The organism is Pseudomonas sp. JC1203 (assembly GCF_056175065.1).
In genome coordinates this window covers 68,694-90,743 of the sequence record NZ_JBWCAM010000017.1, presented here as the reverse complement: position 1 = coordinate 90,743, position 22,050 = coordinate 68,694, and the positions used below count along the sequence as shown (strand labels likewise).

The following is a 22,050-nucleotide window of genomic DNA, read 5'->3' as shown; positions in this document are numbered from 1 at the left end:
GCAGCCGCCGATGACTCCCGGGCATCACTGCTGCTGAACTTTCAGAACCCCCATGGCTCGGAACTTAAGTCAGGCGTTGGCACCCCTGTGCCGGCGTTAACGGTAATGGATGAGCGTCCTTGGGGCGTGGAGGAGATGCTCGATGACCGCGGATCAACCCTTCGAAACCGGCCAGGCGGCCGAGCAGAGCAACGAGCAGGCGCTGAGCCTGTCCCAGGCCCTGCTGTTGCCACGAATCGTGATCGAAAACACCACGCCCGCCATCGACGGCGGCCACTTTGCGGTGAAGGCCGTCACCGGCCAGAGCCTGACGGTGAGTAGCAAGGTCTACGCCGACGGCCACGACAAGCTGGCCGTGGTGCTGCGTTGGCGCGCGCTGGGTTCGGACAGCTGGCACAGCGTGGGCATGAAGGACCTGGGCAACGACAGCTGGCAGGGCCAGTTCAGTGTCAGCCAGGTGGGCCGCCATGTGTTCAGCATCGAGGCCTGGATCGACCAGTTCGCCACCTACCGCTACGAGCTGGAAAAGAAGTACGCCGCCGGCGTGCCCATCGGCCTGGAGCTTGAAGAAGGCCGCCTGCACCTGGTGCACAGCGCCGAGAAAAGCGAAGAAGGCCTGCGCCGCCAGCTGATGCACATTCATGACCAGTTCCAGGCGCTGGACCAGGACGGCCAGGTGGCGCTGCTGCTGCAGAAGGACACCGCCGCGCTGATGAACCTCGCCGACCCCCGGGCCTACCTCAGCAAGAGCCAGCTGTTCCCGGTGGAAGTGGAACGCGAGCGCGCCCAGTTCGCCAGCTGGTACGAGCTGTTCCCGCGCTCGATCACCGACGACCCGGCCCGCCACGGCACCTTCGATGATGTGCATGGCCGCCTGCCGATGATCCGCGACATGGGCTTCGATGTGCTGTATTTCCCGCCCATACACCCCATTGGCCGCAAGCACCGCAAGGGCCGCAACAATTCCCTGGAGGCCGGCCCGGACGACCCCGGCAGCCCGTACGCCATCGGCAGCGCCGACGGCGGCCACGACGCCATTCACCCGCAGCTGGGCAGCCGCGAGGACTTCCGCCGGCTGGTGGCCGCTGCCGCCGACCACGGCCTGGAGATTGCCCTCGACTTCGCCATCCAGTGCTCCCAGGACCACCCGTGGCTGGTGGAGCACCCGGGCTGGTTCAGCTGGCGCCCGGACGGCACTATTCGCTACGCGGAAAACCCGCCGAAGAAATACCAGGACATCGTCAACGTCGACTTCTATGCCGCCGACGCCATCCCCAGCCTGTGGCTGGCCCTGCGCGACGTGGTGGTGGGCTGGGTGGAAGAGGGCGTGAAGATTTTCCGCGTCGACAACCCGCACACCAAGCCGCTGCCATTCTGGCAGTGGCTGATCGAGGACGTGCGCCGCGAATACCCCGACGTGATGTTCCTCGCCGAGGCCTTCACCAAGCCGGCGATGATGGCGCGGCTGGGCAAGGTCGGTTACTCGCAGAGCTACACCTATTTCACCTGGCGCAACACCAAGGCCGAGCTCACCGAGTATTTCACCCAGCTCAACCAGCCGCCGTGGTCCGACTGCTACCGGCCGAATTTCTTCGTCAACACGCCGGACATAAACCCCTTCTTCCTGCATGAGTCCGGGCGTGCCGGCTTCCTCATCCGTGCCGCCCTGGCCACCATGGGCTCGGGGCTGTGGGGCATGTATTCGGGCTTCGAGCTGTGCGAGTCGGCGCCCATTCCCGGCAAGGAAGAGTACCTGGACTCGGAGAAGTACGAGATACGCCCGCGCGACTACAACGCGCCGGGCAACATCATCGCCGAGATCGCCCAGCTCAACCGTATCCGCCGGCAGAACCCGGCGCTGCAGACGCACCTGGGCCTGGAAATCTTCCAGTGCTTCAACGACAACATCCTCTACTTCGCCAAGCGCACCGCCGACCGCCGCAACTACATTCTGGTGGCCGTCAGCCTTGACCCGCACAACGTGCAGGAAGCGCATTTCGAGCTGCCGTTGTGGGAGCTGGGCCTGGACGACAGCGCCGCCACCGCCGGTGAAGACCTGATGACCGGCCACCGCTGGACCTGGTACGGCAAGACCCAGTGGATGCGCCTCGACCCCGGCTACCAGCCATTCGGCATCTGGCGCATCAGCGCGGCGCTCTGAAAAGGACCTGACCCATGGCGAAGAAACCCCGCACGGCCGCGTTCATCAACGACCCCCTGTGGTACAAGGACGCGGTCATCTACCAGGTGCACGTTAAGTCGTTCTTCGACTCCAATAACGACGGTATCGGCGATTTTCCCGGGCTGATCGAAAAGCTCGACTACATTGCCGAGCTGGGTGTGAACACCATCTGGCTGCTGCCGTTCTACCCCTCGCCGCGCCGTGACGACGGCTACGACATCGCTGAGTACAAGGCCGTAAGCCCCGACTACGGGACCATGGCAGACGCCCGGCGCTTCATCGCCGAGGCCCATGAGCGCGGCCTGCGGGTGATCACCGAGCTGGTCATCAACCACACCTCCGACCAGCACCCCTGGTTCCAGCGCGCCCGCCACGCCAAGCCCGGGTCGCGGGCACGGGACTTCTACGTGTGGTCGGACACCGACGACAAGTACGACGGCACCCGGATCATTTTCCTCGACACCGAAAAGTCCAACTGGACCTGGGACCCGGTGGCCGGCCAATACTTCTGGCACCGTTTCTACTCGCACCAGCCGGACCTCAACTTCGACAACCCGCAGGTGATGAAAGCGGTGCTGGGGGTGATGCGCTATTGGCTGGACATGGGCATCGACGGCCTGCGCCTGGACGCCATTCCGTACCTGATAGAGCGCGACGGCACCAACAACGAGAACCTGCCCGAGACCCACCAGGTGCTCAAGCAGATCCGCGCCGAGATCGACGCCCACTACCCCGACCGCATGCTGCTGGCCGAGGCCAACCAGTGGCCCGAGGACACCCAGCTGTACTTCGGCGACGTCAAAGGCGACGACGGCGACGAGTGCCACATGGCTTTCCACTTTCCGCTGATGCCGCGCATGTACATGGCCGTGGCCCAGGAAGACCGCTTCCCCATCACCGACATCCTGCGCCAGACCCCGGAAATTCCGCGCAACTGCCAGTGGGCGATTTTCCTGCGCAACCACGATGAACTGACCCTGGAAATGGTCACCGACCGCGAGCGTGATTACCTGTGGAACTATTACGCCGCCGACCGCCGCGCACGCATCAACCTGGGCATCCGCCGGCGCCTGGCGCCACTGCTTGAGCGGGACCGGCGGCGCATCGAACTGCTCAACAGCCTGCTGCTGTCCATGCCGGGCACGCCCACCCTGTATTACGGCGACGAAATCGGCATGGGCGACAACATCTACCTGGGCGACCGCGACGGGGTGCGCACGCCCATGCAATGGTCCATCGACCGCAACGGCGGTTTCTCCCGCGCCGACCCGGCCAGCCTGGTGCTGCCGCCGATCATGGACCCGCTGTACGGCTACCAGTCGGTGAACGTCGAGACCCAGTCCAACGACCCTCACTCGCTGCTGAACTGGCACCGCCGGCTGCTGGCCGTGCGCAAGCAGCAGAAGGCCTTCGGCCGCGGCACGTTGAAGATGCTTTCGCCCAGCAACCGCCGCATCCTGGCCTATATCCGCGAATACACCGGGCCCGATGGCAAGACCGAGCTGATTCTGTGCGTGGCCAACGTGTCGCGCGCAGCCCAGGCCGCCGAGCTGGACCTGTCGCAGTACGCCGGCATGGTGCCGGTGGAAATGCTCGGCGGCAGCGCGTTCCCGCCCATAGGCCAACTGAACTTTCTACTGACGCTGCCACCTTATGGTTTCTACTGGTTTTTGCTGGCGTCCGCCGCGCAAATGCCCAGCTGGCACGTGGAGCCGGCGCAGCCGTTGCCCGATTTCCTCACCCTGGTGTTGAAGAAACGTATGGAAGAGCTCCTGGAAGAACCGTCGCGCAGCAGCCTGGAGAACAGCGCGCTGCCCCAATACCTGCCTAAACGCCGCTGGTTCGCCGGCAAGGACAGCGCCATCGAACAGGTTCGCATTGCCTACGGCGTGCGCTTCGGCACGCCCACCGCCCCGGTGTTGCTCAGCGAAATTGAAGTGCGCAGTGGTGGCACCGTCAGCCGTTACCAATTCCCCTTTGGCCTGCTGGGCGAAGACCAGCCCAGCAGTGCGCTGCCGCACCAGCTGGCGCTGTCACGGGTGCGGCGCAACCGCCAGGTGGGGCTGATCACCGATGCCTTCGTGCTGGAAAGCTTCATTCGCGCGGTGGTGCAGGGCCTCAAGGCCAACACCGTGCTTACCTGCGACGAAGGCGAAATCCGCTTCGTGCCCACGCCAGAGCTGGAGCGCCTGAACCTTGCGGACGAGCCGGAGATTCGCTATTTGTCGGCCGAGCAGTCCAACAGCTCGGTGGTGGTCGGTGGCAGCATGGTGCTGAAAATGATCCGCAAGGTCAGCGGCGGCATCCACCCGGAGCTGGAAATGGGCGCCTACCTGACCGCCGCCGGTTTCGCCAACATCTCGCCGCTGCTGGGCTCGGTGAGCCGCGTGGACGCCGAGGGCCTGCCGCACCTGCTGATGATTGCCCAGGGCTACCTGAGCAACCAGGGCGACGCCTGGGCCTGGACCCAGAACAACCTGGAACGGGCGGTGCGCGATGAAATGGCCATGGCCCGTTCCGACCAGGAAAAACACTACAACGCCCTGGGCGAGCTGGCCGATTTCGCCAGCCTGCTGGGCCAGCGCCTGGGCGAGATGCACCAGGTACTGGCAGCGCCCACCGACAACCCCGACTTCAAGGCCAGCCCCAGTGGCAAGGCCGACGGCCAGGCCTGGAACGCCAGCGTCAGCGGCCAGTTGAAGCGCGCGCTGCAGCTGCTGGAACAGCACTACGACGAATTGGTGGAGGACGACCGCGGGCTGGTGGACGAGTTGCTGCAGCAGCGCGAATCGCTGCTGGCGCACATCAATACCCTCAGCCAGCAGGCCGTGGGTGGGTTGATCATGCGCGTGCATGGCGACCTGCACCTGGGCCAGGTGCTGGTGGTGCAGGGCGACGCCTACCTGATCGACTTCGAGGGCGAACCGGCACGGCCGCTGGACGAACGTCGGGGCAAATACAGCCCGTACAAGGACGTCAGTGGCGTGCTGCGTTCCTTCGACTACGCTGCCGCCATGGCCATGCGCGGCGCCGAGGAAGTGGACGACTCGGTGGAAGCCGAACAGGCCCGCCAGCGCGTCGCCAAACGCTATTTGCATGAAGCCCGGCACGCCTTTATCGAGGCCTACGGGTTGGCCACGGCCAGCCTGGCCCACGCCTGGCAGCACAGCGACGGCGAACGCGCCGCGCTGGAGCTGTTCAGCCTGGAGAAGGCCTGCTACGAAATCGCATACGAAGCCGAGAATCGCCCGGGTTGGCTGGCCGTGCCTTTGCATGGGCTATTCGGGTTACTGAGTACCAGGGGAGAGTAGTCAATGAACGCGCACAAGGAACAGGGCAAGGTCGGGGCTTTTCCGCACAAGGCGGACATCGAGGCGCTGATCCGTGCCGACCACCGCGACCCGTTCGCGGTACTGGGCCCGCACCCGGACGGTGCGGGCGGGCAATATATTCGTGCCTACCTACCTAATGCCCTTAGCGTGCAAGTGCTCGACAAGGACAGTCAGCAGGAACGTGGCGCGTTGGAACAGGGCGAGGTGCCCGGTTTCTTCGTCGGCCATTTCCACGATCAACGTCCGTACCTGTTGAAGGTGCAATGGGCGGGCGGCGAGCAGGTCAGCGAGGACCCCTACAGCTTTGGCGAGCTGCTGGGGGAGATGGACCTCTACCTGTTTGCCGAGGGCAACCACCGTGACCTCAGCAGCGCGCTGGGCGCGCAGTGCGTGACCGTCGACGGCGTCGAAGGCGTGCGCTTCTCGGTGTGGGCGCCCAATGCCCGGCGGGTGTCGGTCGTGGGTGACTTCAACATCTGGGACGGCCGCCGCCACCCCATGCGCCTGCGCCATCCTTCGGGGGTGTGGGAGATTTTCGTGCCGCGCCTGCAGCCGGGCGAGACCTACAAGTATGAGGTGCTGGGCCAGGAAGGGGTGCTGCCGCTCAAGGCCGACCCGCTGGCGCTGAGCACCGAGCTGCCGCCGTCCACCGCCTCCAAGGTGGCGCGGCCGCTCAGCTACCAGTGGGGCGATGACGACTGGATGCAGCGCCGCGGCGAACACCATGGCATCGACAAACCGCTGTCGATCTACGAGCTGCACGCCGGTTCGTGGCAGTGCGAAGTCAACGAAGAAGGCGGTATCCGCGCCTACAACTGGCACGAACTGGCCGAGCGCCTGGTGCCTTATGTGCAGCAGTTGGGCTTCACCCACATCGAGCTGATGCCGATCATGGAGCACCCGTTCGGCGGCTCGTGGGGCTACCAGCCGCTGTCACAGTTCGCACCGTCCTCGCGCTACGGCTCGCCGGAAGATTTTGCCGCCTTCATCGACGCCTGCCACAAGGGCGGCATTGGCGTGATCCTCGACTGGGTGCCGGCGCATTTCCCTACCGACACCCACGGCCTGGCGCGCTTCGATGGCACCGCGCTGTACGAATACGACAACCCGCTGGAAGGCTTCCACCAGGACTGGGATACGCTGATCTACAACCTGGGCCGCACCGAGGTGCACGGCTTCATGCTGGCTTCGGCGTTGCACTGGCTCAAGCATTTCCACGTTGATGGGCTGCGCGTGGATGCGGTGGCCTCAATGCTGTACCGCGACTATTCGCGCAAGGCCGGGGAGTGGATTCCGAACCGCTACGGCGGCCGCGAGAACCTGGAGGCCATCGACTTCCTGCGCCACCTGAACGACGTGGTGGCCCTGGAAGCCCCCGGCGCGCTGGTGATCGCCGAGGAATCCACGGCCTGGCCGGGCGTGAGCCAACCTACTCAGCAGGGCGGCCTGGGCTTTGCCTACAAATGGAACATGGGCTGGATGCACGACACGCTGCACTACATCCAGAACGACCCGATCCACCGTACCCATCACCACAATGAAATGAGTTTCGGGCTGATCTACGCCTATTCCGAGCATTTCATCCTGCCCATTTCCCATGATGAGGTGGTGCACGGCAAGCATTCGCTGATCGACAAGATGCCCGGCGACCGCTGGCAGAAGTTCGCCAACCTGCGCGCCTACCTGACGTTCATGTGGGCGCACCCGGGCAAGAAACTGCTGTTCATGGGCTGCGAGTTCGGCCAGTGGCGCGAGTGGAACCACGACAGCGAGCTGGACTGGTACCTGCTCAAATACACCGAACACTTGGGTGTGCAGAAGCTGGTCAGCGACCTCAACCGGCTGTACCGCGAGTACCCGGCCCTGCACCAGCAGGACTGCGTGCCGCAGGGTTTCCAATGGCTGATCGGTGACGACGCGGCCAACAGCGTGTTCGCCTGGTTGCGCTGGAGCAAGGCGGGCGAGCCGCTGCTGGTGGTGGCCAACTTCACCCCGGTGCCGCGCAACGGTTACCGCATCGGCGTGCCGTTTGCCGAGCGTTGGGAAGAGGTGCTCAACAGCGACGCCGAGATCTATGCCGGTTCCAACGTTGGCAACGGTGGCGCGGTGACTACCGAGGCGGTGCACAGCCATGGGCAGCCGCTGTCGCTGTCGCTGGATTTGCCGCCGCTGGCGGTGCTGATCCTGCGGCCGGTGTAACCTCGGACGCAGCCTTGAACCCGCGTAGCAGCTGCCGCCAGGCGGCGTCCGGCTGCGGCGCGGTATGCCTGGGAATGCGCGGCGCTTGCGGACGCGGCCTTCGGCCGCTGCTACGGCTACGGGTGCGGAGGGGGCGACTGCTGTGGCCGCTGCCGCCAAGCTGCGCAGGGCCTGGCGTGCACTGAAGATTTTCAGCGTGGAAAAGGGCCAGCGCAGCCTGCGGCAGCGGCTACACCGAACCCGCGTAGCAGCTGCCGCCAGGCGGCGTCCGGCTGCGGCGCGGTATGCTGGGGAATGCGCGGCGCCTGCGGACGCGGCCTACGGCCGCTGCTACGGGGGCGGTGGGCGCGACTGCTGTAGCCGCTGCCGCCAGGCTGCGCTGGCCCCGGCGTGCACTGGAAATTTTCAGCGTGGAGAAGGACCAGCGCAGCCTGCGGCAGCGGCTATACCGAACCCGCGTAGCAGCTGCCGCCAGGCGGCGTCCGGCTGCGACGCGGTATGCTGGGGAATGCGCGGCGCCTGCGGACGCGGCCTACGGCCGCTGCTACGGGACCCCGTGTACCTCGTCGATCGCGGCGCCTGCATCGCGGCCAAGGCCGGCTCCTACCACGAACGGCGTAGGAGCCGACTTTAGTCGCGATGCAGACGACGCCGTTTCAAAACAGTTGCTGCTACGCAGGCCGCGTCACGGCTCACCAGCGTACCCGCACACCCAAGTCGCCAATCAACCCATTCAGGTCATTCTGGTCGCTGGGGCTGCTGTAGTCGGCCGTCACGAAGAAACTCACCGTGGGCGTCATGCGCGCCACCAGGCCCAGTCCTACTTCGATAGAGGATGAGTTGCGGCTGCTGCTGATCTTGTCCACTTGCGCCAGGGCGATAGTGTTGTCGTTGTTGAAGGTGTACGTCAGGCTGGTGCGCAGGAAGGGCTCGACGGTGGTGCTGCCCAATTGGTAATGCCCTGCCAGCCGAGCCCCTACGCGGCCGCTCCAGCTGGGTTCGCTGTCACTGCCTTGCAGGCGTGGGCCCTGGCCGGCGGCGCCGGGCACCAGTTGCTGGTTGATCAACTGCGCCTGGGGTTCGAACGACCAGTTTTCCCCCAGCACGAACGCCACTGTGCCGCCCATGGCCACGGCCATGGAGCGGGCGTTATCCGGGCGGCCGCTGTCCTGCACCTGTGAACTGACGCTCCAGGCCACGCCCATGCCCTTGGCGAACACGGTGAATAGCCCGGCGTTGCTGGCCGGGTTCGACACGCCGGTGCTGGTCAGGGTGCGGTTGCTAAGGTCCAGCGGGCCGAGGGGATCCTCCCGTGGCTCGGCGGCCACTGCCGGGGTGGGGGCGGCCAACAGCAGGGAGGTGCAGGCGGCATAGAAAAAGCGTGCTTGAACAGTGTGCATGGCGTGGCTCCTGTGTCGTGGGCCTGGCAGGGGAGTCGCCGTGTGCGTCGCATCAGGGGCAGGGCAGCCGAAGCCAGCGCCCCAGGCCCTGCCGGGCGCGCTGAAAGGCGCGGAGCAGAGGCCTGGGCCGGTGTTTTATTGTTGTGTTGTGTTACCTGTAGCTAAGGAGAGGAGGGGGGTTGCGTCAAGAAAGTGGACGGTTTCGTTAGGTTGCTAATCAGGGCTGGCAAGTGGTTGAAAAACAGCCGCTAATGCAATCTTTAAGCACAGGCGTATCTATCGCGCGGGCCGCGCTATTCCAAAACAATCCCTACAGGTGCACTTCCACCGTCAGCGGCAGATGATCGGACAGGTGCGTCCACGGCTTGTTGCCGAGGATCACCGGTTCATGACTGGTGGCGTTGCGTAAATACACCCGGTCCAGGCGCAGCAGCGGGAAGCGTGCGGGGTAGGTGCGGGCCAGGGCGCCGTGGTGCTGTTCGAACGCCTCGTGCAGGTCCTGGGCGCGGGTCAGGGTGGCATTGCCGCGCAGTTTCCAGTCGTTGAAGTCGCCGGCAATGATCACTGGCGCGTCGTCGGCCAGCGAGTCGAGCAGTTGGCGCAACAGCGCGAGTTGCTGTTGGCGGTGGCTTTCCAGCAGCGACAAGTGCACGCAGATGGCGTGTACCTCATCGTGCCCCGGCACTTGCAACACGCAGTGCAGCAGGCCACGGCGCTCGGGGCCGGTGATGGACACATCGAGATTGCGGTAGCGCAGGATCGGGTATTTCGACAGCAGCGCGTTGCCATGGTGGCCGTCGGGGTACACCGCGTTACGGCCGTAGGCGTAGTCACTCCACATGCTGTCGGCGAGGAATTCGTACTGCGAGGTCTGCGGCCAGTTGTGGTGCCGTTCGGCGTGGCCATCGTGCTCGCCCAGCACCTCCTGCAGAAACACCAGGTCGGCGCCGGTGCTGCGCACCGCTTCGCGCAACTCGGGCAGGATGAAGCGGCGGTTGAAGGCGGTAAAACCCTTGTGGGTGTTGACGGTCAGGATGCGCATGCGATGCACCGCCAGCGGGTGCTCGGGAGGGCGGTTGCGGTGGGCCTGGCCGGTGGGTTCGGCGGTCACGGTCACTCCTTGAATCGGTTGGGCTTACTGGTTGGGACCGGTGCAGTTCGTCCTCGGTTCCCCGCGCGTCACCGCCGTAGCAGCTGCCGAAGGCTGCGTCCGGGCGCCGCCGCAGTGGTTCGGGCGAACGCGGCGCCTGTGGACGCGGCCTGGCGGCCGCTGCTACGCGATTACCGCAGGCTTTCGTGCTCGGCCACTGACAACGGGTCGCGGCTCCACAGCTGCAGCACGAAATCCTTTTCGCGGTGCGCCAACAGCTCGGTCATGCCCAGGCCTTCGCTCAGTTGCCGGTGCACGGCATCGCCGTCCAGGCTGCAGCCGTCGATGGCGGCGCGCCAGTGGCAGGCCAGCACCTGGCCGTCGGCGGTGAGGCTGTGGCGGCAGGCCTGGATCAGCGCAGCCAGCGCTGCACCGTCCAGGTAATAGCACAGCTCGTTGAGCACGATCAGGTCGAAGCGCTGGACCGGCCACTGGGCCGGCAGGCGCCATTGCTCGACGCGAGCGTGGGGGGCGTCGGCCAGTTGCTGGCGGGTCAGGGCCACGGCGCGCTCGGCGGTGTCGCAGCACAGCAGGCGGTCGCAGCGGGCGGCCAGCACTGCGCTGGTGGCGCCGTTGGCGCAGCCGGGTTCGAACACGCTGGCGTAGCGGGCGCGCGGCAGGCAGGCAGCCAGCAGGGCGCGCTTGCGCTGTTCGTACCAGCGCTGGTGCATGGCCCAGGGGTCGTCGTTGCCGGCGAACAGTTGGTCGAATACCGCGTCGTCGACACTCACAGGAACACCACTTCGTAGGGTTGCAGCAGGCGTTCCAGCACGTCCGGCGGCAGCACCGGCGCCAGGCCCACGTCGGCGTCGCCCACCAGCTGGCTGGTGAACGCCTGCGCGGCATGGCGCTTGCGCGCGACCATGGCCGGGCTCAGGGCGATTTTGCGCGCGCGCTGCCAGGGCACCCGCGGGTCCTGGGGGCGCGCCCAGTGCCAGGTCCAGATCGGCACTTCGTGGCAGCAGGCGCCCACGGCCTCGGCGGCGGCGCGGCTGGCCTGGCCCACGGCTTCGTGGTCACAGTGGCCGTCGTGGCTCCAGGTGGCGAACACCACGTCGTCGGCGTGCAACTGCGCTTGCAGCACTGCCTGCAACTGCGCCCGTGCGGCAGGCACCTGGCTGTCGGCCAGGCCCAGGCGCAGCCAGCTCAATTGCTCCGCGTCGGCGCCCAGGCGCCGCAGGGCTTCGGCGCTTTCCAGCGGGCGTTCGGCACTCAGGCGGGCCACCGGCCAGCGCCGCGAACCGGGGTGGCTGGCGGTGCCGTCGGTGACGGCGATCAGCAGCACCGGCCGTCCCAGGGCAATCAGATGTTGCAACAGGCCGCCGCTGCCCAGCACTTCGTCGTCGGGGTGCGGCGCGACAATCACTGCCCGCGCGCCTTGCGGCACCAGGCGGTCCACTTCGATGCGTGGCAGCTGCGCCAGTAGCGGGCAGGCCTGCCAGGCCGCCAGCGGCGTGCCGTTGCCGACAATGGGGTTGGCGTTCATAGGTTCCACTCACTGGAAAGGGCGTGGCGGGTCAGGTCGCCCAGCACTGCCAAATCACGTTCGGCGTGGCTCTGGCGCAGGAACACCGGCAGGTCGGCGGCCAGGCGGGCGAAGTGGCCGTCCTTGCAGTAAGGGCCGGCGCCCAGGGCGCGGCCGACGTGGCTGAGCACCTGTTCACAGCCGTGTTCAACCACTGCCCGCGCGCGGCGTGCCAGCCATTGGCAATCGTCGGTTGGGGCCGCGTCGATGGCGTCGCTGGCCTGCTGCAGCACCGCCCGCATGGCCGCCAGGGCCGTGTCCACCGCACCCAGGTGCGCCAGCGCATGCGGGTCATCGCGTTGCAGGCAGTGGCCGTGCAGGCGCTGGGCCAATTGCTGGGCAGCGCCGTACCAGCAGGCGGCAATGCCGATGCCGCCCTGCCAGAAGCCCGGCCGGGCGATGTATTGGCCGGGCGCGCCGACCGGGGTGCCCTCGGCCTGTTCGAACAGCACCTCGACGCTGCCGGTGGCGGCCATGCCCACGGCGTCCCAGCCCAAGTCGGTGACGATCACTCCCGGTTGCCTGAGCGCCACGGCCACCAGTTGCTGCTCACCGCCTTCATCCCAGGCGGTCAGCAGCGCGTGGCTGACGGTGCCGGCGCCCGAACACCAGGCCTTGCGCCCGTCCAGCCAATAGCGCCCTTGGTGATGACGCACACTGAGGCGCGCATTCGGCGGCTCGGCCGCCCACATGCCCCAAGTAGTAGTGGGCGCCGGCTGCAGCGCCGCCAACTCGGCCATGATCGCCAGGGCGTCGGTGTGCCCTTCGTACAGTTTACACAGGCCCAGGTCCTGCCCGGCTACCCACGCCAGGCAGCGCCAACGCTCCAGCGTGCGGCCACTGCCGGGGCGCGGCAACTGGTCGAGGCCCTCGGCCACCAGGGCGGCGAGGGCGTCGTGCAGGGCACTGGCGTCGGGGTAGCCCCCGGGCGGACGCTTGAGCGTCGCCGCCAGCACCCGGTTCATTCCTCCACGTCCCGGTGCAGTTCGAACAGCAGCAGCGAGCGGCCGGTAACCAGGAAGTCACTGCCGAACGGCAGCTGTTCGCGGTCGCGCAGTTCGGGGCGGTTGGTGTCGATCAGGCAGGTCCAGTATTGCCCCTCCGGCACCTCGGGCAGCACGAAATTGACCACGTCGTGGTGGGCATTGACGATCAGCAGCAGGGTGGCATCGGCCCCAGGCTTGCGGATGCCGCTGGGTTGCGCGCGGCCGTCGAGCAGCATGCCCAGGCAGCGGCCGTGGCTGTCGTGCCATTGCTCGGTGGTCATCTCGCTGGCGTCGGGGGCCAGCCAGGTGACATCCTTGACGCCGATGTCCTCGTTGTAGGTGCCCACCAGGAAGCGGTTGCGGCGCAGGATGGGGTAGGACATGCGCAGGCGGATCAGCCGGCGCACAAAGCGCAGCAGGCCCTTGCCGTCCTCGTCCAGGTCCCAGTTCACCCAGCCGATCTCGCTGTCCTGGCAATAGGCGTTGTTGTTGCCGTTCTGGGTGCGGGCGAACTCGTCGCCGGCGACGATCATCGGCGTGCCCTGGGAGAACAGCAGGGTGGCGAAGAAGTTGCGCATCTGCCGCAGGCGCAGCTCGACGATCTCGCGGTCGTCGGTGGGGCCTTCGACGCCGTGGTTCCAGGACAGGTTGTTGTTGCTGCCGTCCTGGTTGTTCTCGTCGTTGTCTTCGTTGTGCTTGTCGTTGTACGACACCAGGTCGCGCAGGGTGAAGCCGTCGTGGGCGGTGATGAAGTTCACCGAGGTGTAGGGGCGCCGGCCGCGCTGATTGAACAGCTCGCCGGAACCGGTCAGGCGCCCGGCAAAATCGGCCAGCTGGCCGTCGTCGCCTTTCCAGAAGGCGCGGGCGGTGTCGCGGAAACGGTCGTTCCATTCTGCCCAGCCGGGGGCAAAACCGCCCACCTGGTAGCCGCCGGGGCCGCAGTCCCAGGGCTCGGCGATCAGTTTGACCTGGCGCAGCACCGGGTCCTGGCGGCAGGCCACGAGGAAGCTGTGACGCTCGTCGAAGCCTTCGTGGTAGCGGCCCAGAATGGTTGCCAGGTCGAAGCGGAACCCGTCCACGTGCATTTCCGTGGCCCAGTAGCGCAACGAGTCGGTGACCATCTGCAGCACGCAGGGGTGGCTCAGGTCGAGGGTATTGCCGGTGCCGGAATCGTTGATGTAGAACCGCTTGTTGTCGGGCATCAGCCGGTAGTAGCTGGCGTTGTCGATGCCGCGCATGGACAGCGTGGGGCCCTGCTCGTTGCCTTCGGCGGTGTGGTTGTAGACCACGTCGAGGATCACCTCCAGGCCGGCGTCGTGCAGGTGCGCGACCATCTCCTTGAACTCGGCGATCTTGCCGTTGGCCAGGTAGCGCGGGTGCGGGGCAAAGAAGGTGATGGTGTTGTAGCCCCAGTAGTTGTTCAAGCCCTTCTGCAGCAGGTGCTGGTCGTTGACGAAACCGTGAATGGGCAACAGTTCGATGGAGGTCACCCCAAGCTTTTTGATGTGCTCCACCACGTCGGGCACCATCAGGCCTGCGAAGGTGCCGCGCACGTCTTCGGGCACCGAAGGGTGGCGCATGCTGATGCCGCGGGTGTGGGTCTCGTAGAAGATGGTCTTGTCCCATGGCACGTTGACGCGCTGGTCGCGGCCCCAGGTATAGGCGGGGTCGATGACCCGGCACTTGGGCACGAAGGGCGCGCTGTCGCGTTCGTCGAAGCTGAGGTCGCCGTCGGGGTGGCCGATGGTGTAGCCGAACAACGATTCCGACCACTTCAGCTCGCCTACCATCTGCTTGGCGTAGGGGTCGATCAGCAGCTTGTTGTGGTTGAAACGGTGGCCGTTCTCGGGGTCGTAGGGGCCATACACACGGTAGCCGTAGGTCAGGCCCGGATGGGCGTCGGGCAGGTAGCCGTGGAAGATCTCGTCGGTGTATTCAGGCAGCTCGATGCGCTCCAGCTCGGTCTCGCCGCTGGAGTCGAACAGGCACAGCTCGACCTTGGTGGCGTTGGCCGAGAACAGCGCGAAATTGACCCCCAGGCCGTCCCAGGTGGCGCCGAGCGGGAAGGGCAAGCCTTCACGAATGCGGGTCGGGTCGGTACCTGGGGCGGGGGTAAATGCTTTTTGGCGGGCCATGAGAAGTTCCTTGCACTGCAAATTCAGGGCGATAGCGGGCCGTTCCGGCGCAATGCCCGGTGAACGGGGGCGTTGAAGAGGTACTGCACACGGGCACCCCGGGCAGCGCGTGGGCGCGAGCCGGGGGCCGGGAGCGTTGGCTGGATCAGCTGGCTGGCGGCTTTTTCGCCGTGGCCCGGGGCTTTTTCTCGGCCGCAGGCTTGTCGGCGGCGGCCTTCACCGCAGGTGCCGGCTTGGCCTTGGGCGCGGCAGCAGCGGCGGGTTTCGCCGCCGCAGGCTTGGCCGCAGCAGTCGGCTTGGCCTTGGCTTCGGTGGCACTGCCAGCCTTGGGCTTGGCGCTTGCCGCCTTGGCCTTGCCCGGCTTGGTGGGGGCTAGCGCTTCGGCTTCGGCGAGCTTGCGCGCCATTTCCCAATGGCGGTCTTCATGCCCTTCGGGTTTGCCTTCCGATTCCCATATCTGGTAGGCGAATTCACGTATACGTTTGTCGTCAGCACTCATTTCAACGCTCCTGATCACAAGTCACTTTGTACTAAGAGATTGACCGGAAAATCCTTCAGCGCAGCGTTCAGCCACACTTCCTTATTGGGTGTGACTGCCACGTCTGAAAAAAGTCCCTTAAATGTAGGCAGAGTGTAGTTAGTCGGTAGCACCACGCGGGTATCTCCCCACTTGGGTGCCTCTATCAGCGGCTGGGTGCTGTCGCCCAGCAGTTCGCTGGCCAGGCGTGGCACGATGACGATGGCCAGCTCGTCAGCGTGTATCCGGGCGAAGGCCAACACGCGGTCGGCCTGTTCGCCCTGCACGGGCAAGGGTTGGTAACGGCCGCGGGCAAACAGTGCGGCATGCTCGGCACGGCGGCGCAGGGTGCGGGCGATCAGCTGTTGCTTGATATGCCCGCTGGCCCAGTCCTGCACCAGTTCGGCGGGGCTGCGCGTGGCCTGCAGGGCCTGCTCACGGGCAGCGTAGTCCACCGGGCGGCGGTTGTCCGGGTCCACCAGGCTCAGGTCCCAGAATTCGGCGCCCTGGTACAGGTCGGGGATGCCCGGCACGGTCATGCGCAGCAGGGTCTGCACCAGGCTGTTCAAGGCGCCGGCGGGGCTGATGCGCTGCACCGCGGCCACCAGCGAGGCGCGCAGCTGCTGGCATTGCGGGTCGAGCAGGAGCTTTTCCAGGTACGCCTTGCAAGCCTGTTCATAAGGCTCGTTGGGGGCGCTCCAGCTGCTGGCCAGCTTGGCCTCGCGCAGGGCCTTTTGCTGCCACTGGTACAGGCGTTCGGCGTAGGCGGCCAGGCCCTCGCTGTCGTCGGCGGTCAGCCCCAGCGGCCAGCTGCCGAGCAGGGCCTGGAACAGGATAAGTTCATCGCCCGGCCCAGGCGCGGGATTGTCGCCGACGCTGCCACGCAACGGTTCGGCCAGCTCCAGCCAGTGGTTGACGCGGCCGGGGTACCAGCTGCTGCGCTCGCTGAGCACGGCCAGGCGCGCGCGGGTGTCTTCGCCGCGCTTGTGGTCGTGGGTAGCGGTGGCCAGCAGGTTGTCGGGGAAGTGCGCCAGGCGCTGCTCGCAAGCCTGGTGGAACACTGCGGGCGGGGCGCTGAAGTGTTCGGCATCGAAGCCCACGTCGTTGCGCGACAGCAGCACGGCGGAGCGGTAGAAGGCGGTGTCTTCCACCGCCTTGGCGGCAGTGGGCGAGGTCAGTTGCTGGAAGCGCACGCAGGCATGGCGCAGCAGCTTGCGCGGGCGCCCTGGAGGCAGATCACGCCAGCGCTCGCCGCCCAGCCAGCGTGCGAGGTAGTCCAGCACCGGCCAGTCGGCCTCGCTGAGGCTGGCGCGCGCACCTTCCAGCGCCTGCTGGAAGAAACCCTCGTCTTCGGCGGGGCGCCCGCAGGCATTGATGTAGGTGCGGTACACCGGGTAGTGCACCACCAGCGCCTGCAGGGCGCGGCGGATTGCGCCCAGGGTCAGGTCGCGGCTCATCAGGTCGCCACGGGCCACCTGCAGCAGCGCCTGGGCCACCGACTCGCAGTCGCCGGCCAGGGTGCCATTGATCACCAGGTGGCGGGCGGCGTGGGCCTCTTCCTCGAACACCGCCGGGCGGCCGCTGAGGCTGCTCCACAGCTCGGCCAGCGGCTCGGCGCCGGCCGGGTCGTGTTGCAGGCGCGACACCTGGTTCATGAATTCGTAGCCGGTGGTGCCGTCCACCTGCCAGTCGCGGTGCAGTTGCTCGTCGGCGCCCAGAATCTTCTCCACGTAGATGGGAAAGTGCGCCAGGGCGGCCTCCGGCGGGCGCGTTGCCAGCAGCCCATCGACCCGCCGGCGCAGTTTGCGGCAATAACCGCGCGGGTCGGCCAAGCCGTCCACATGGTCAATGCGCAGGCCGTCGATCAGGCCCTGCGCCACCAGTTCGAAGATCTTCGCGTGGGTGGCTTCGAACACCGCCGCGCGTTCCACGCGCAGGCCGCCCAGTTCGTTGACATCGAAGAAGCGCCGCCAGTTGATGTCGTCGGCGGCGGTGCGCCAGCTGGCCAGGCGGTAGTGCTGTTTTTCCAGCAGCCGGTGCAGGCGCTTGAAGCCGTCTTCGGTGGTCGAGTCAAAGCGCTGCAGCAGGGCGTCCAGCGCAGCTTTGTGGCTGTGGCTCAAGGCCGCCAGCTCGGCGCGCAGTTCGCCCGCCTTTTCATAGGCGTGCGGGTCTTGCTCGAGGGCACCGAAGCGGCCGCCCAGGCGGCTAAGCACCGGGTCGTCGGCGGGGCTGAGCAGGTCGGCGTAGTCAGGCGGCGACACCGGGAAGCGGTGCTCGTAATGCTCGATGTAGAACTGGCCTGCGCTGGCGTCCAGGCGTACCGGAATGTCGCCGGCCTGCAGGCAGGCGCCGTAGTCGTTGCCCAGGAACGGCAGCAGCAGCTGGCCTTCCAGCAGTGGGTCGGGGGAGTGCCACTGAATGTCGAAGAATTCTGCGTAAGGGCTGCGCCGCCCCCACTCCAGCAGGTCCAGCCACCAGGGGTTGTGGCCGCCGCCCACGGCCATGTGGTTGGAGACAATGTCCAGCACCAGGCCCATGTCGTGGGCGCGCAGGGTTTGCACCAGCCGCCGCAGCGCCGCCTCGCCACCCAGTTCGGGGTTGATGCGGGTGGGGTCGACCACGTCGTAGCCGTGCATGGAGCCGGGCCGCGCCTTGAGGATGGGCGAGGCGTAGACGTGGCTGATGCCCAGCTGCTTGAAATACGGCACCCGTGCGGCGGCGTCGTCCAGGGTGAAGTCCTTGTGAAACTGCAGGCGGATACTGCCGGTCATGGCCTTCATCGGTCACGCTCGCTGGCTTGTTGGCGGGCGCAGGCCAGCAGCTCCAGGCGCCGGGCCGCGTCTTCGTCGTCCAGCAGTGCCTGGCTGTCACCGTTGAAGCGGCGGCGCCAGTTGGGGTGGCTGTCGATGGTGCCGGGCAGGTTGGGCTGCTCTTCAACGCCCAGGGCGTCCTCCACCGGCAGCAATACCAGCGGCGCGCGGGTGTGGCCGAGGAAGCGCACGCAGGCGTCGATGACCTGGTCGGTTTCTTCGCCGTCACCGACGAAGTTCTGGCTGTCCTGGCCCAGCACGTGGCGCAGGCCGCGGCGCTCGTGCTCGCGGGTTTCGCGCCAGTGGCGCTCGGTGTGCTCGTCGATCAGGCTGAGCTTGTGGTTCCAGTCGATGTCGCGGGCCTTCCACCAGCCGTGCAGGGTGGGCAAGTCGTGGGTGGTGCTGGTGGCCAGGGCGTTGTCGGGCCAGTTCAGTACCGGGTGGAAGTGCCCCGGGTGGGCCTGTTCGAACAGCAGCACGCGCATGCCCAGCATGTGCCGGGCGCTGAGTTTTTCGCGCAGGCCATCGGGTACGGTGCCCAGGTCTTCGCCGAGGACGATGGCCTGGTGGCGGTGTGACTCCAGCGTCAGCAGGCGCAGCATGTCGTCGATGGGGTAGTGCAGGTAGGCGCCCTCGCTGGGCAGCGAGCCCATGGGTATCACCCACAAGCGCTGCAGGCCCATGACGTGGTCGATGCGCAGGCCGCCGGCATGGGCGAAATTGGCCCGCAGCATTTCGATGAAGGCGCGGAAGCCGTTGCGCACCAGGCCTTCGGGGCTGAAGGCGGAAATGCCCCAGCCCTGGCCGGAGCGGTTGAGGATATCCGGTGGTGCGCCCACGGTGAGGTCGGCCAGCAATTCGTCCTGGCGGCTCCAGGCCTGGCTGCCAGCACCGTCTGCGCCCACTGCCAGGTCGGCTATGAGGCCGATGCGCATGCCGCTGGCCTTGGCGGCGTTCTGCGCGCGCTCCAGGCTGCGCGCCACCAGCCATTGGCAGAAGGCGTAGAAGCTGACCTGGTCGCTGTGGTCGCGGGCAAACTCGGCGACTGCCGGGCTGTAAGGGTCGTGCCACTCGGCGGGCCACTGGCGCCAGTCCTGGCTGGCACCGCGTGCGGCGCAGTCGGCTTGCAGGGCCTCGAAGCGGCAATGGTTTTCCAGCGCTTCGCCGCCGGCATGGCGGAAGCTGGCGAAGTCGGCGGTCAGTGGGTGGTCGCCGTGGCTGAAGCCGTTGTACAGCGACTGCAACAATGCGAACTTGGCGTCGGCGGCGGCTGGCCAGTCCACCAGCGGCAGCTGTTCGAGGTGGCTCAGGGTTTCTGTCAGGCCGGCGTCATCCAGGGCCACGCGCAGCGCACGCTCGCCCAGAATGGCGCCGGGGGCTGCGTACAGGCAGTTGAGGAACAGCCGGCTGGACGGTGAATAGGGGCTATAGCGGTGGGCGTCGCTGCTGAACATGGCGTGCATGGGGCTGATGGCCAGGGCATCGCAGCCGCGCTCGCCGGCGCTGCGGGCGAAGGCTTCCAGCGCCTGGGTATCGCCGAAACCGCCGTCGCCGCTGCGGCGCAGGCTGTACAGTTGCACGCTCAGGCCCCAGGCCCGGGGTGCCGCTTCGCCCAGGGCGTCGCCGACGCTGTAGCAGCGCGGCGGGGCCACGGCCAGGGTAAATTGCTGGCCTTCGATGCGCACGTCCTGGTAGCCCGCCGGCAGCAGGCCGGGCAGGGCCGCGTGGGCGTCCAGGCGCAGGTCCAGGGTGGCGCCGTCTTCCAGGAACACCTGGCACGGGGTGTGGGCCGGGAAATAGCGCCCCAGGTCCAGGGGCTGGCCGTGGTCGACGGTCAGCAGCGGCGGCAGGTGGGTGTCGCGCCGCACGCGGTTCAAGTCTTCAAGGCTGGCCTCCACCGCCTCGGCGGTGTCGGCGGGGTGGCCAAGGCCGGCCAGCACCTTGCGCAACACCGGGTCGGCCACGGTCTGTGGCCGACCGTTGGCGTCGGTCCAGTGCACGGCCAGGCCGGCATGCTGCGCTAACGTCCGCAGTCGCTCATCACTCATGCATCATCTCCGGCAGGGGTCAGGCTGACCAGGGCGCTATAGGGGGGAAGGCTGTCGGCTGGCGCCTGTTCGGCCGCCAGGCGGCTGTCGAACAGGCGATGGCGTGCATCGGGCAGGTCGGCGGCCACGGGCTGGGCGCTGAGGTTGAGGTCAATGCGCAGTTCGCTGCCGTCGTTGAGCTGCCAGCGCGCGCTGACCGCACCTTCGGCCAGCACCTGCGCGCCCAGCGAGCGGCTGCCGGGCAGGTGCTCGGTGAGGTATTCGCGGCGCAGGCCCAGCAGGGTCTGGTACAGCACGGCCCACGGCGCCTCGGCATCAGGGAAGCGTGGGCGCGAGGCGGCAAAGGTCTGTTCAGCGTTGGGGTCGGGGATGTGTTCGCGTTTTTCTTCGTCGGCGAACACCGCGAAGCTGGCGAACTCGTTGCGCCGCCCTTCGCGCACGGCCTTGGCCAGTTCGCCATGGTGGTCGGTGAAAAACAGGAACGGCTCGCTGGCCGCGCCTTCATCGCCCATGAACAGCAGCGGCACCATGGGTGACAGCACCAGCAGGGTGGTGGCCGCGCGCAGGGCGTCGGTGCTGCACAGCTGCGACAGGCGTTCGCCAAAGGCGCGGTTGCCGACCTGGTCGTGGTTCTGCAGGAACAGCACGAAGGCATTGGGCGGCAGGTGGCCACTGGGTTCGCCGCGCGGTTCGCCGTGGCGGTTGCGTTCGCCCTGGTAGATGAAGCCCTCGCTGAGGCAGCGCGCCAGTTTCTGCGTGGGTTGCTCGGCGAAATCGCCGTAATAGGCCTCGGTCTCGCCGGTCAGCAGCACGTGCAAGGCGTTGTGGCCGTCGTCGTTCCACTGCGCGTCGTAGCCTTCCTCCAGCAAATGCGCCTGGTTCAGCTCGTTTTCCAGGGTCAGCCACACGTGGCGCGGGGCATCCACCTGCTGGCGGATGCGCGCGGCCATCTGCTTGAGGAAATCGGGGTCTTCGATGGCGTGCACGGCGTCGAAGCGCAAGCCGTCGAAGCGGTACTCCAGCAGCCACATCAACGCGTTGTCGATGAAGAAATCACGCACCTGCGGGCGGCGGAAATCGATGGCGTCGCCCCACGGGGTCTTCTGGTCGTGGCGGAAGAAACCCTTGGCGTAGCGCCCCAGGTAGTTGCCGTCAGGGCCGAAGTGGTTGTAGACCACGTCGAGGATCACCATCAGGCCGTGGCCGTGGGCGCTGTCAATCAGGTGCTTGAGCTGCTCGGGCGTGCCGTAGGAGGACTGCGGCGCATACGGCAGCACGCCGTCGTAGCCCCAGTTGCGCTGGCCGGGGAACTGCGCCAGGGGCATCAGTTCGATGGCCGTCACGCCCAATTCGGCCAGCCGCGCCAGGTGTTTCTCGACGCCGCCAAAGCCGCCCAGGGCGCCCACGTGCAGTTCGTAGATGACGGCTTCGTGCCAGGGGCGGCCGGCCCATTCGGGGAACTGCCAGTGGTAGGCGTTGGGGTCGACCACCAGGCTTGCGCCGTGCACGTCGCCCTGCTGGGCGCGGGACGCGGGGTCGGGCACGCGCAGCTCGCCGTCGATCTGGTATTGGTAGGCCGTGCCGGGCGGGCAGTGCGCCTTGATCACGAACCAGCCGTCGTCCTGGGGCAGCATGGGAAGTGACTGCCCATCCCCCAGTTCAACGCTGACGTGGAAGGCGTCGGGCGCCCACAGCGCGAAGCGTGTGAGGCCCGAATCCAGAAGCAGTGCACCGTGTGACCAGGTTTCAGGAGTCGGTAGCGGCAT

The 22,050-nt window shown here is 66.9% G+C and carries 13 protein-coding genes; 3 read left to right on the top strand and 10 right to left on the bottom strand.

Translation table 11 applies throughout. The features are described 5' to 3' along the window. Positions 1-142: 142 nt before the first annotated feature. From AC0SZ7_RS23395 to glgB, 3 genes are read left to right on the top strand one after another with little or no spacing between them, the layout of a single operon-like run. The gene (locus tag AC0SZ7_RS23395) at positions 143-2,161 is read left to right on the top strand and encodes an alpha-1,4-glucan--maltose-1-phosphate maltosyltransferase (RefSeq protein ID WP_475506596.1); all 2,019 of its coding nucleotides are present in this window, start codon (positions 143-145) and stop codon (positions 2,159-2,161) included. Between the two features lie 14 nt (positions 2,162-2,175). Next, on the top strand, positions 2,176-5,493 hold the full coding sequence (gene treS / locus AC0SZ7_RS23390; protein WP_475506595.1) for a maltose alpha-D-glucosyltransferase: 3,318 nt from the start codon (positions 2,176-2,178) through the stop codon (positions 5,491-5,493). Positions 5,494-5,496: 3 nt separating this feature from the next. Next, positions 5,497-7,713: a 1,4-alpha-glucan branching protein GlgB gene (gene glgB / locus AC0SZ7_RS23385; protein WP_475506594.1), complete on the top strand. Its 2,217-nt coding sequence runs from the start codon at positions 5,497-5,499 to the stop codon at positions 7,711-7,713. 692 nt (positions 7,714-8,405) lie between these two features. Here the strand turns inward: glgB and AC0SZ7_RS23380 are convergent. The 10 genes from AC0SZ7_RS23380 to treZ form a co-directional block, all read right to left on the bottom strand. Beyond that, positions 8,406-9,113: an autotransporter domain-containing protein gene (locus AC0SZ7_RS23380; RefSeq protein WP_475506593.1), complete on the bottom strand. Its 708-nt coding sequence runs from the start codon at positions 9,111-9,113 to the stop codon at positions 8,406-8,408. Positions 9,114-9,423: 310 nt separating this feature from the next. After that, positions 9,424-10,155, bottom strand: coding sequence for an endonuclease/exonuclease/phosphatase family protein (locus tag AC0SZ7_RS23375; protein WP_475506650.1), 732 nt, complete (start codon positions 10,153-10,155; stop codon positions 9,424-9,426). A 239-nt stretch (positions 10,156-10,394) separates the two neighbouring features. Beyond that, positions 10,395-10,994 (bottom strand): SAM-dependent methyltransferase, encoded by a 600-nt coding sequence (locus AC0SZ7_RS23370; protein WP_475506592.1) that lies wholly within the window; start codon positions 10,992-10,994, stop codon positions 10,395-10,397. Next, entirely contained in the window at positions 10,991-11,749 is a 759-nt protein-coding gene (locus AC0SZ7_RS23365) for a PIG-L deacetylase family protein (protein WP_475506591.1), read from the bottom strand. The genes AC0SZ7_RS23370 and AC0SZ7_RS23365 overlap by 4 nt, the downstream gene beginning before the upstream one ends. Further along, positions 11,746-12,753 carry an acyl-CoA dehydrogenase gene (locus tag AC0SZ7_RS23360; protein ID WP_475506590.1) on the bottom strand — a complete coding sequence of 336 codons (1,008 nt, stop codon included), beginning with the start codon at positions 12,751-12,753 and terminating at the stop codon, positions 11,746-11,748. Before AC0SZ7_RS23360 ends, AC0SZ7_RS23365 begins: the two co-directional genes overlap by 4 nt. Beyond that, positions 12,750-14,909 (bottom strand): glycogen debranching protein GlgX, encoded by a 2,160-nt coding sequence (gene glgX, locus AC0SZ7_RS23355; RefSeq protein ID WP_475506589.1) that lies wholly within the window; start codon positions 14,907-14,909, stop codon positions 12,750-12,752. Before glgX ends, AC0SZ7_RS23360 begins: the two co-directional genes overlap by 4 nt. A 145-nt stretch (positions 14,910-15,054) precedes the next feature. After that, positions 15,055-15,408, bottom strand: coding sequence for a DUF2934 domain-containing protein (locus AC0SZ7_RS23350; protein ID WP_475506588.1), 354 nt, complete (start codon positions 15,406-15,408; stop codon positions 15,055-15,057). Positions 15,409-15,422: 14 nt separating this feature from the next. Then, positions 15,423-18,206 (bottom strand): malto-oligosyltrehalose synthase, encoded by a 2,784-nt coding sequence (locus AC0SZ7_RS23345; RefSeq protein WP_475506587.1) that lies wholly within the window; start codon positions 18,204-18,206, stop codon positions 15,423-15,425. Next, entirely contained in the window at positions 18,203-20,284 is a 2,082-nt protein-coding gene (gene malQ, locus AC0SZ7_RS23340) for a 4-alpha-glucanotransferase (protein ID WP_475506586.1), read from the bottom strand. The genes AC0SZ7_RS23345 and malQ overlap by 4 nt, the downstream gene beginning before the upstream one ends. Next, the gene (gene treZ, locus AC0SZ7_RS23335; protein ID WP_475506585.1) at positions 20,281-22,050 is read right to left on the bottom strand and encodes a malto-oligosyltrehalose trehalohydrolase; all 1,770 of its coding nucleotides are present in this window, start codon (positions 22,048-22,050) and stop codon (positions 20,281-20,283) included. Before treZ ends, malQ begins: the two co-directional genes overlap by 4 nt.

What these genes read in the sequence shown, in the direction of transcription:
- AC0SZ7_RS23350 (WP_475506588.1), bottom strand. Translation starts at nt 15,408, where the DNA reads ATGAGTGCTGACGACAAACGTATACGTGAATTCGCCTACCAGATATGG.
- glgX (WP_475506589.1), bottom strand. Translation starts at nt 14,909, where the DNA reads ATGGCCCGCCAAAAAGCATTTACCCCCGCCCCAGGTACCGACCCGACC.
- AC0SZ7_RS23375 (WP_475506650.1), bottom strand. Translation starts at nt 10,155, where the DNA reads ATGCGCATCCTGACCGTCAACACCCACAAGGGTTTTACCGCCTTCAAC.
- glgB (WP_475506594.1), top strand. Translation starts at nt 5,497, where the DNA reads ATGAACGCGCACAAGGAACAGGGCAAGGTCGGGGCTTTTCCGCACAAG.
- treZ (WP_475506585.1), bottom strand. Translation starts at nt 22,050, where the DNA reads ATGCCGCTACCGACTCCTGAAACCTGGTCACACGGTGCACTGCTTCTG.
- malQ (WP_475506586.1), bottom strand. Translation starts at nt 20,284, where the DNA reads ATGAGTGATGAGCGACTGCGGACGTTAGCGCAGCATGCCGGCCTGGCC.
- AC0SZ7_RS23380 (WP_475506593.1), bottom strand. Translation starts at nt 9,113, where the DNA reads ATGCACACTGTTCAAGCACGCTTTTTCTATGCCGCCTGCACCTCCCTG.
- AC0SZ7_RS23345 (WP_475506587.1), bottom strand. Translation starts at nt 18,206, where the DNA reads ATGAAGGCCATGACCGGCAGTATCCGCCTGCAGTTTCACAAGGACTTC.
- treS (WP_475506595.1), top strand. Translation starts at nt 2,176, where the DNA reads ATGGCGAAGAAACCCCGCACGGCCGCGTTCATCAACGACCCCCTGTGG.
- AC0SZ7_RS23365 (WP_475506591.1), bottom strand. Translation starts at nt 11,749, where the DNA reads ATGAACGCCAACCCCATTGTCGGCAACGGCACGCCGCTGGCGGCCTGG.
- AC0SZ7_RS23395 (WP_475506596.1), top strand. Translation starts at nt 143, where the DNA reads ATGACCGCGGATCAACCCTTCGAAACCGGCCAGGCGGCCGAGCAGAGC.
- AC0SZ7_RS23360 (WP_475506590.1), bottom strand. Translation starts at nt 12,753, where the DNA reads ATGAACCGGGTGCTGGCGGCGACGCTCAAGCGTCCGCCCGGGGGCTAC.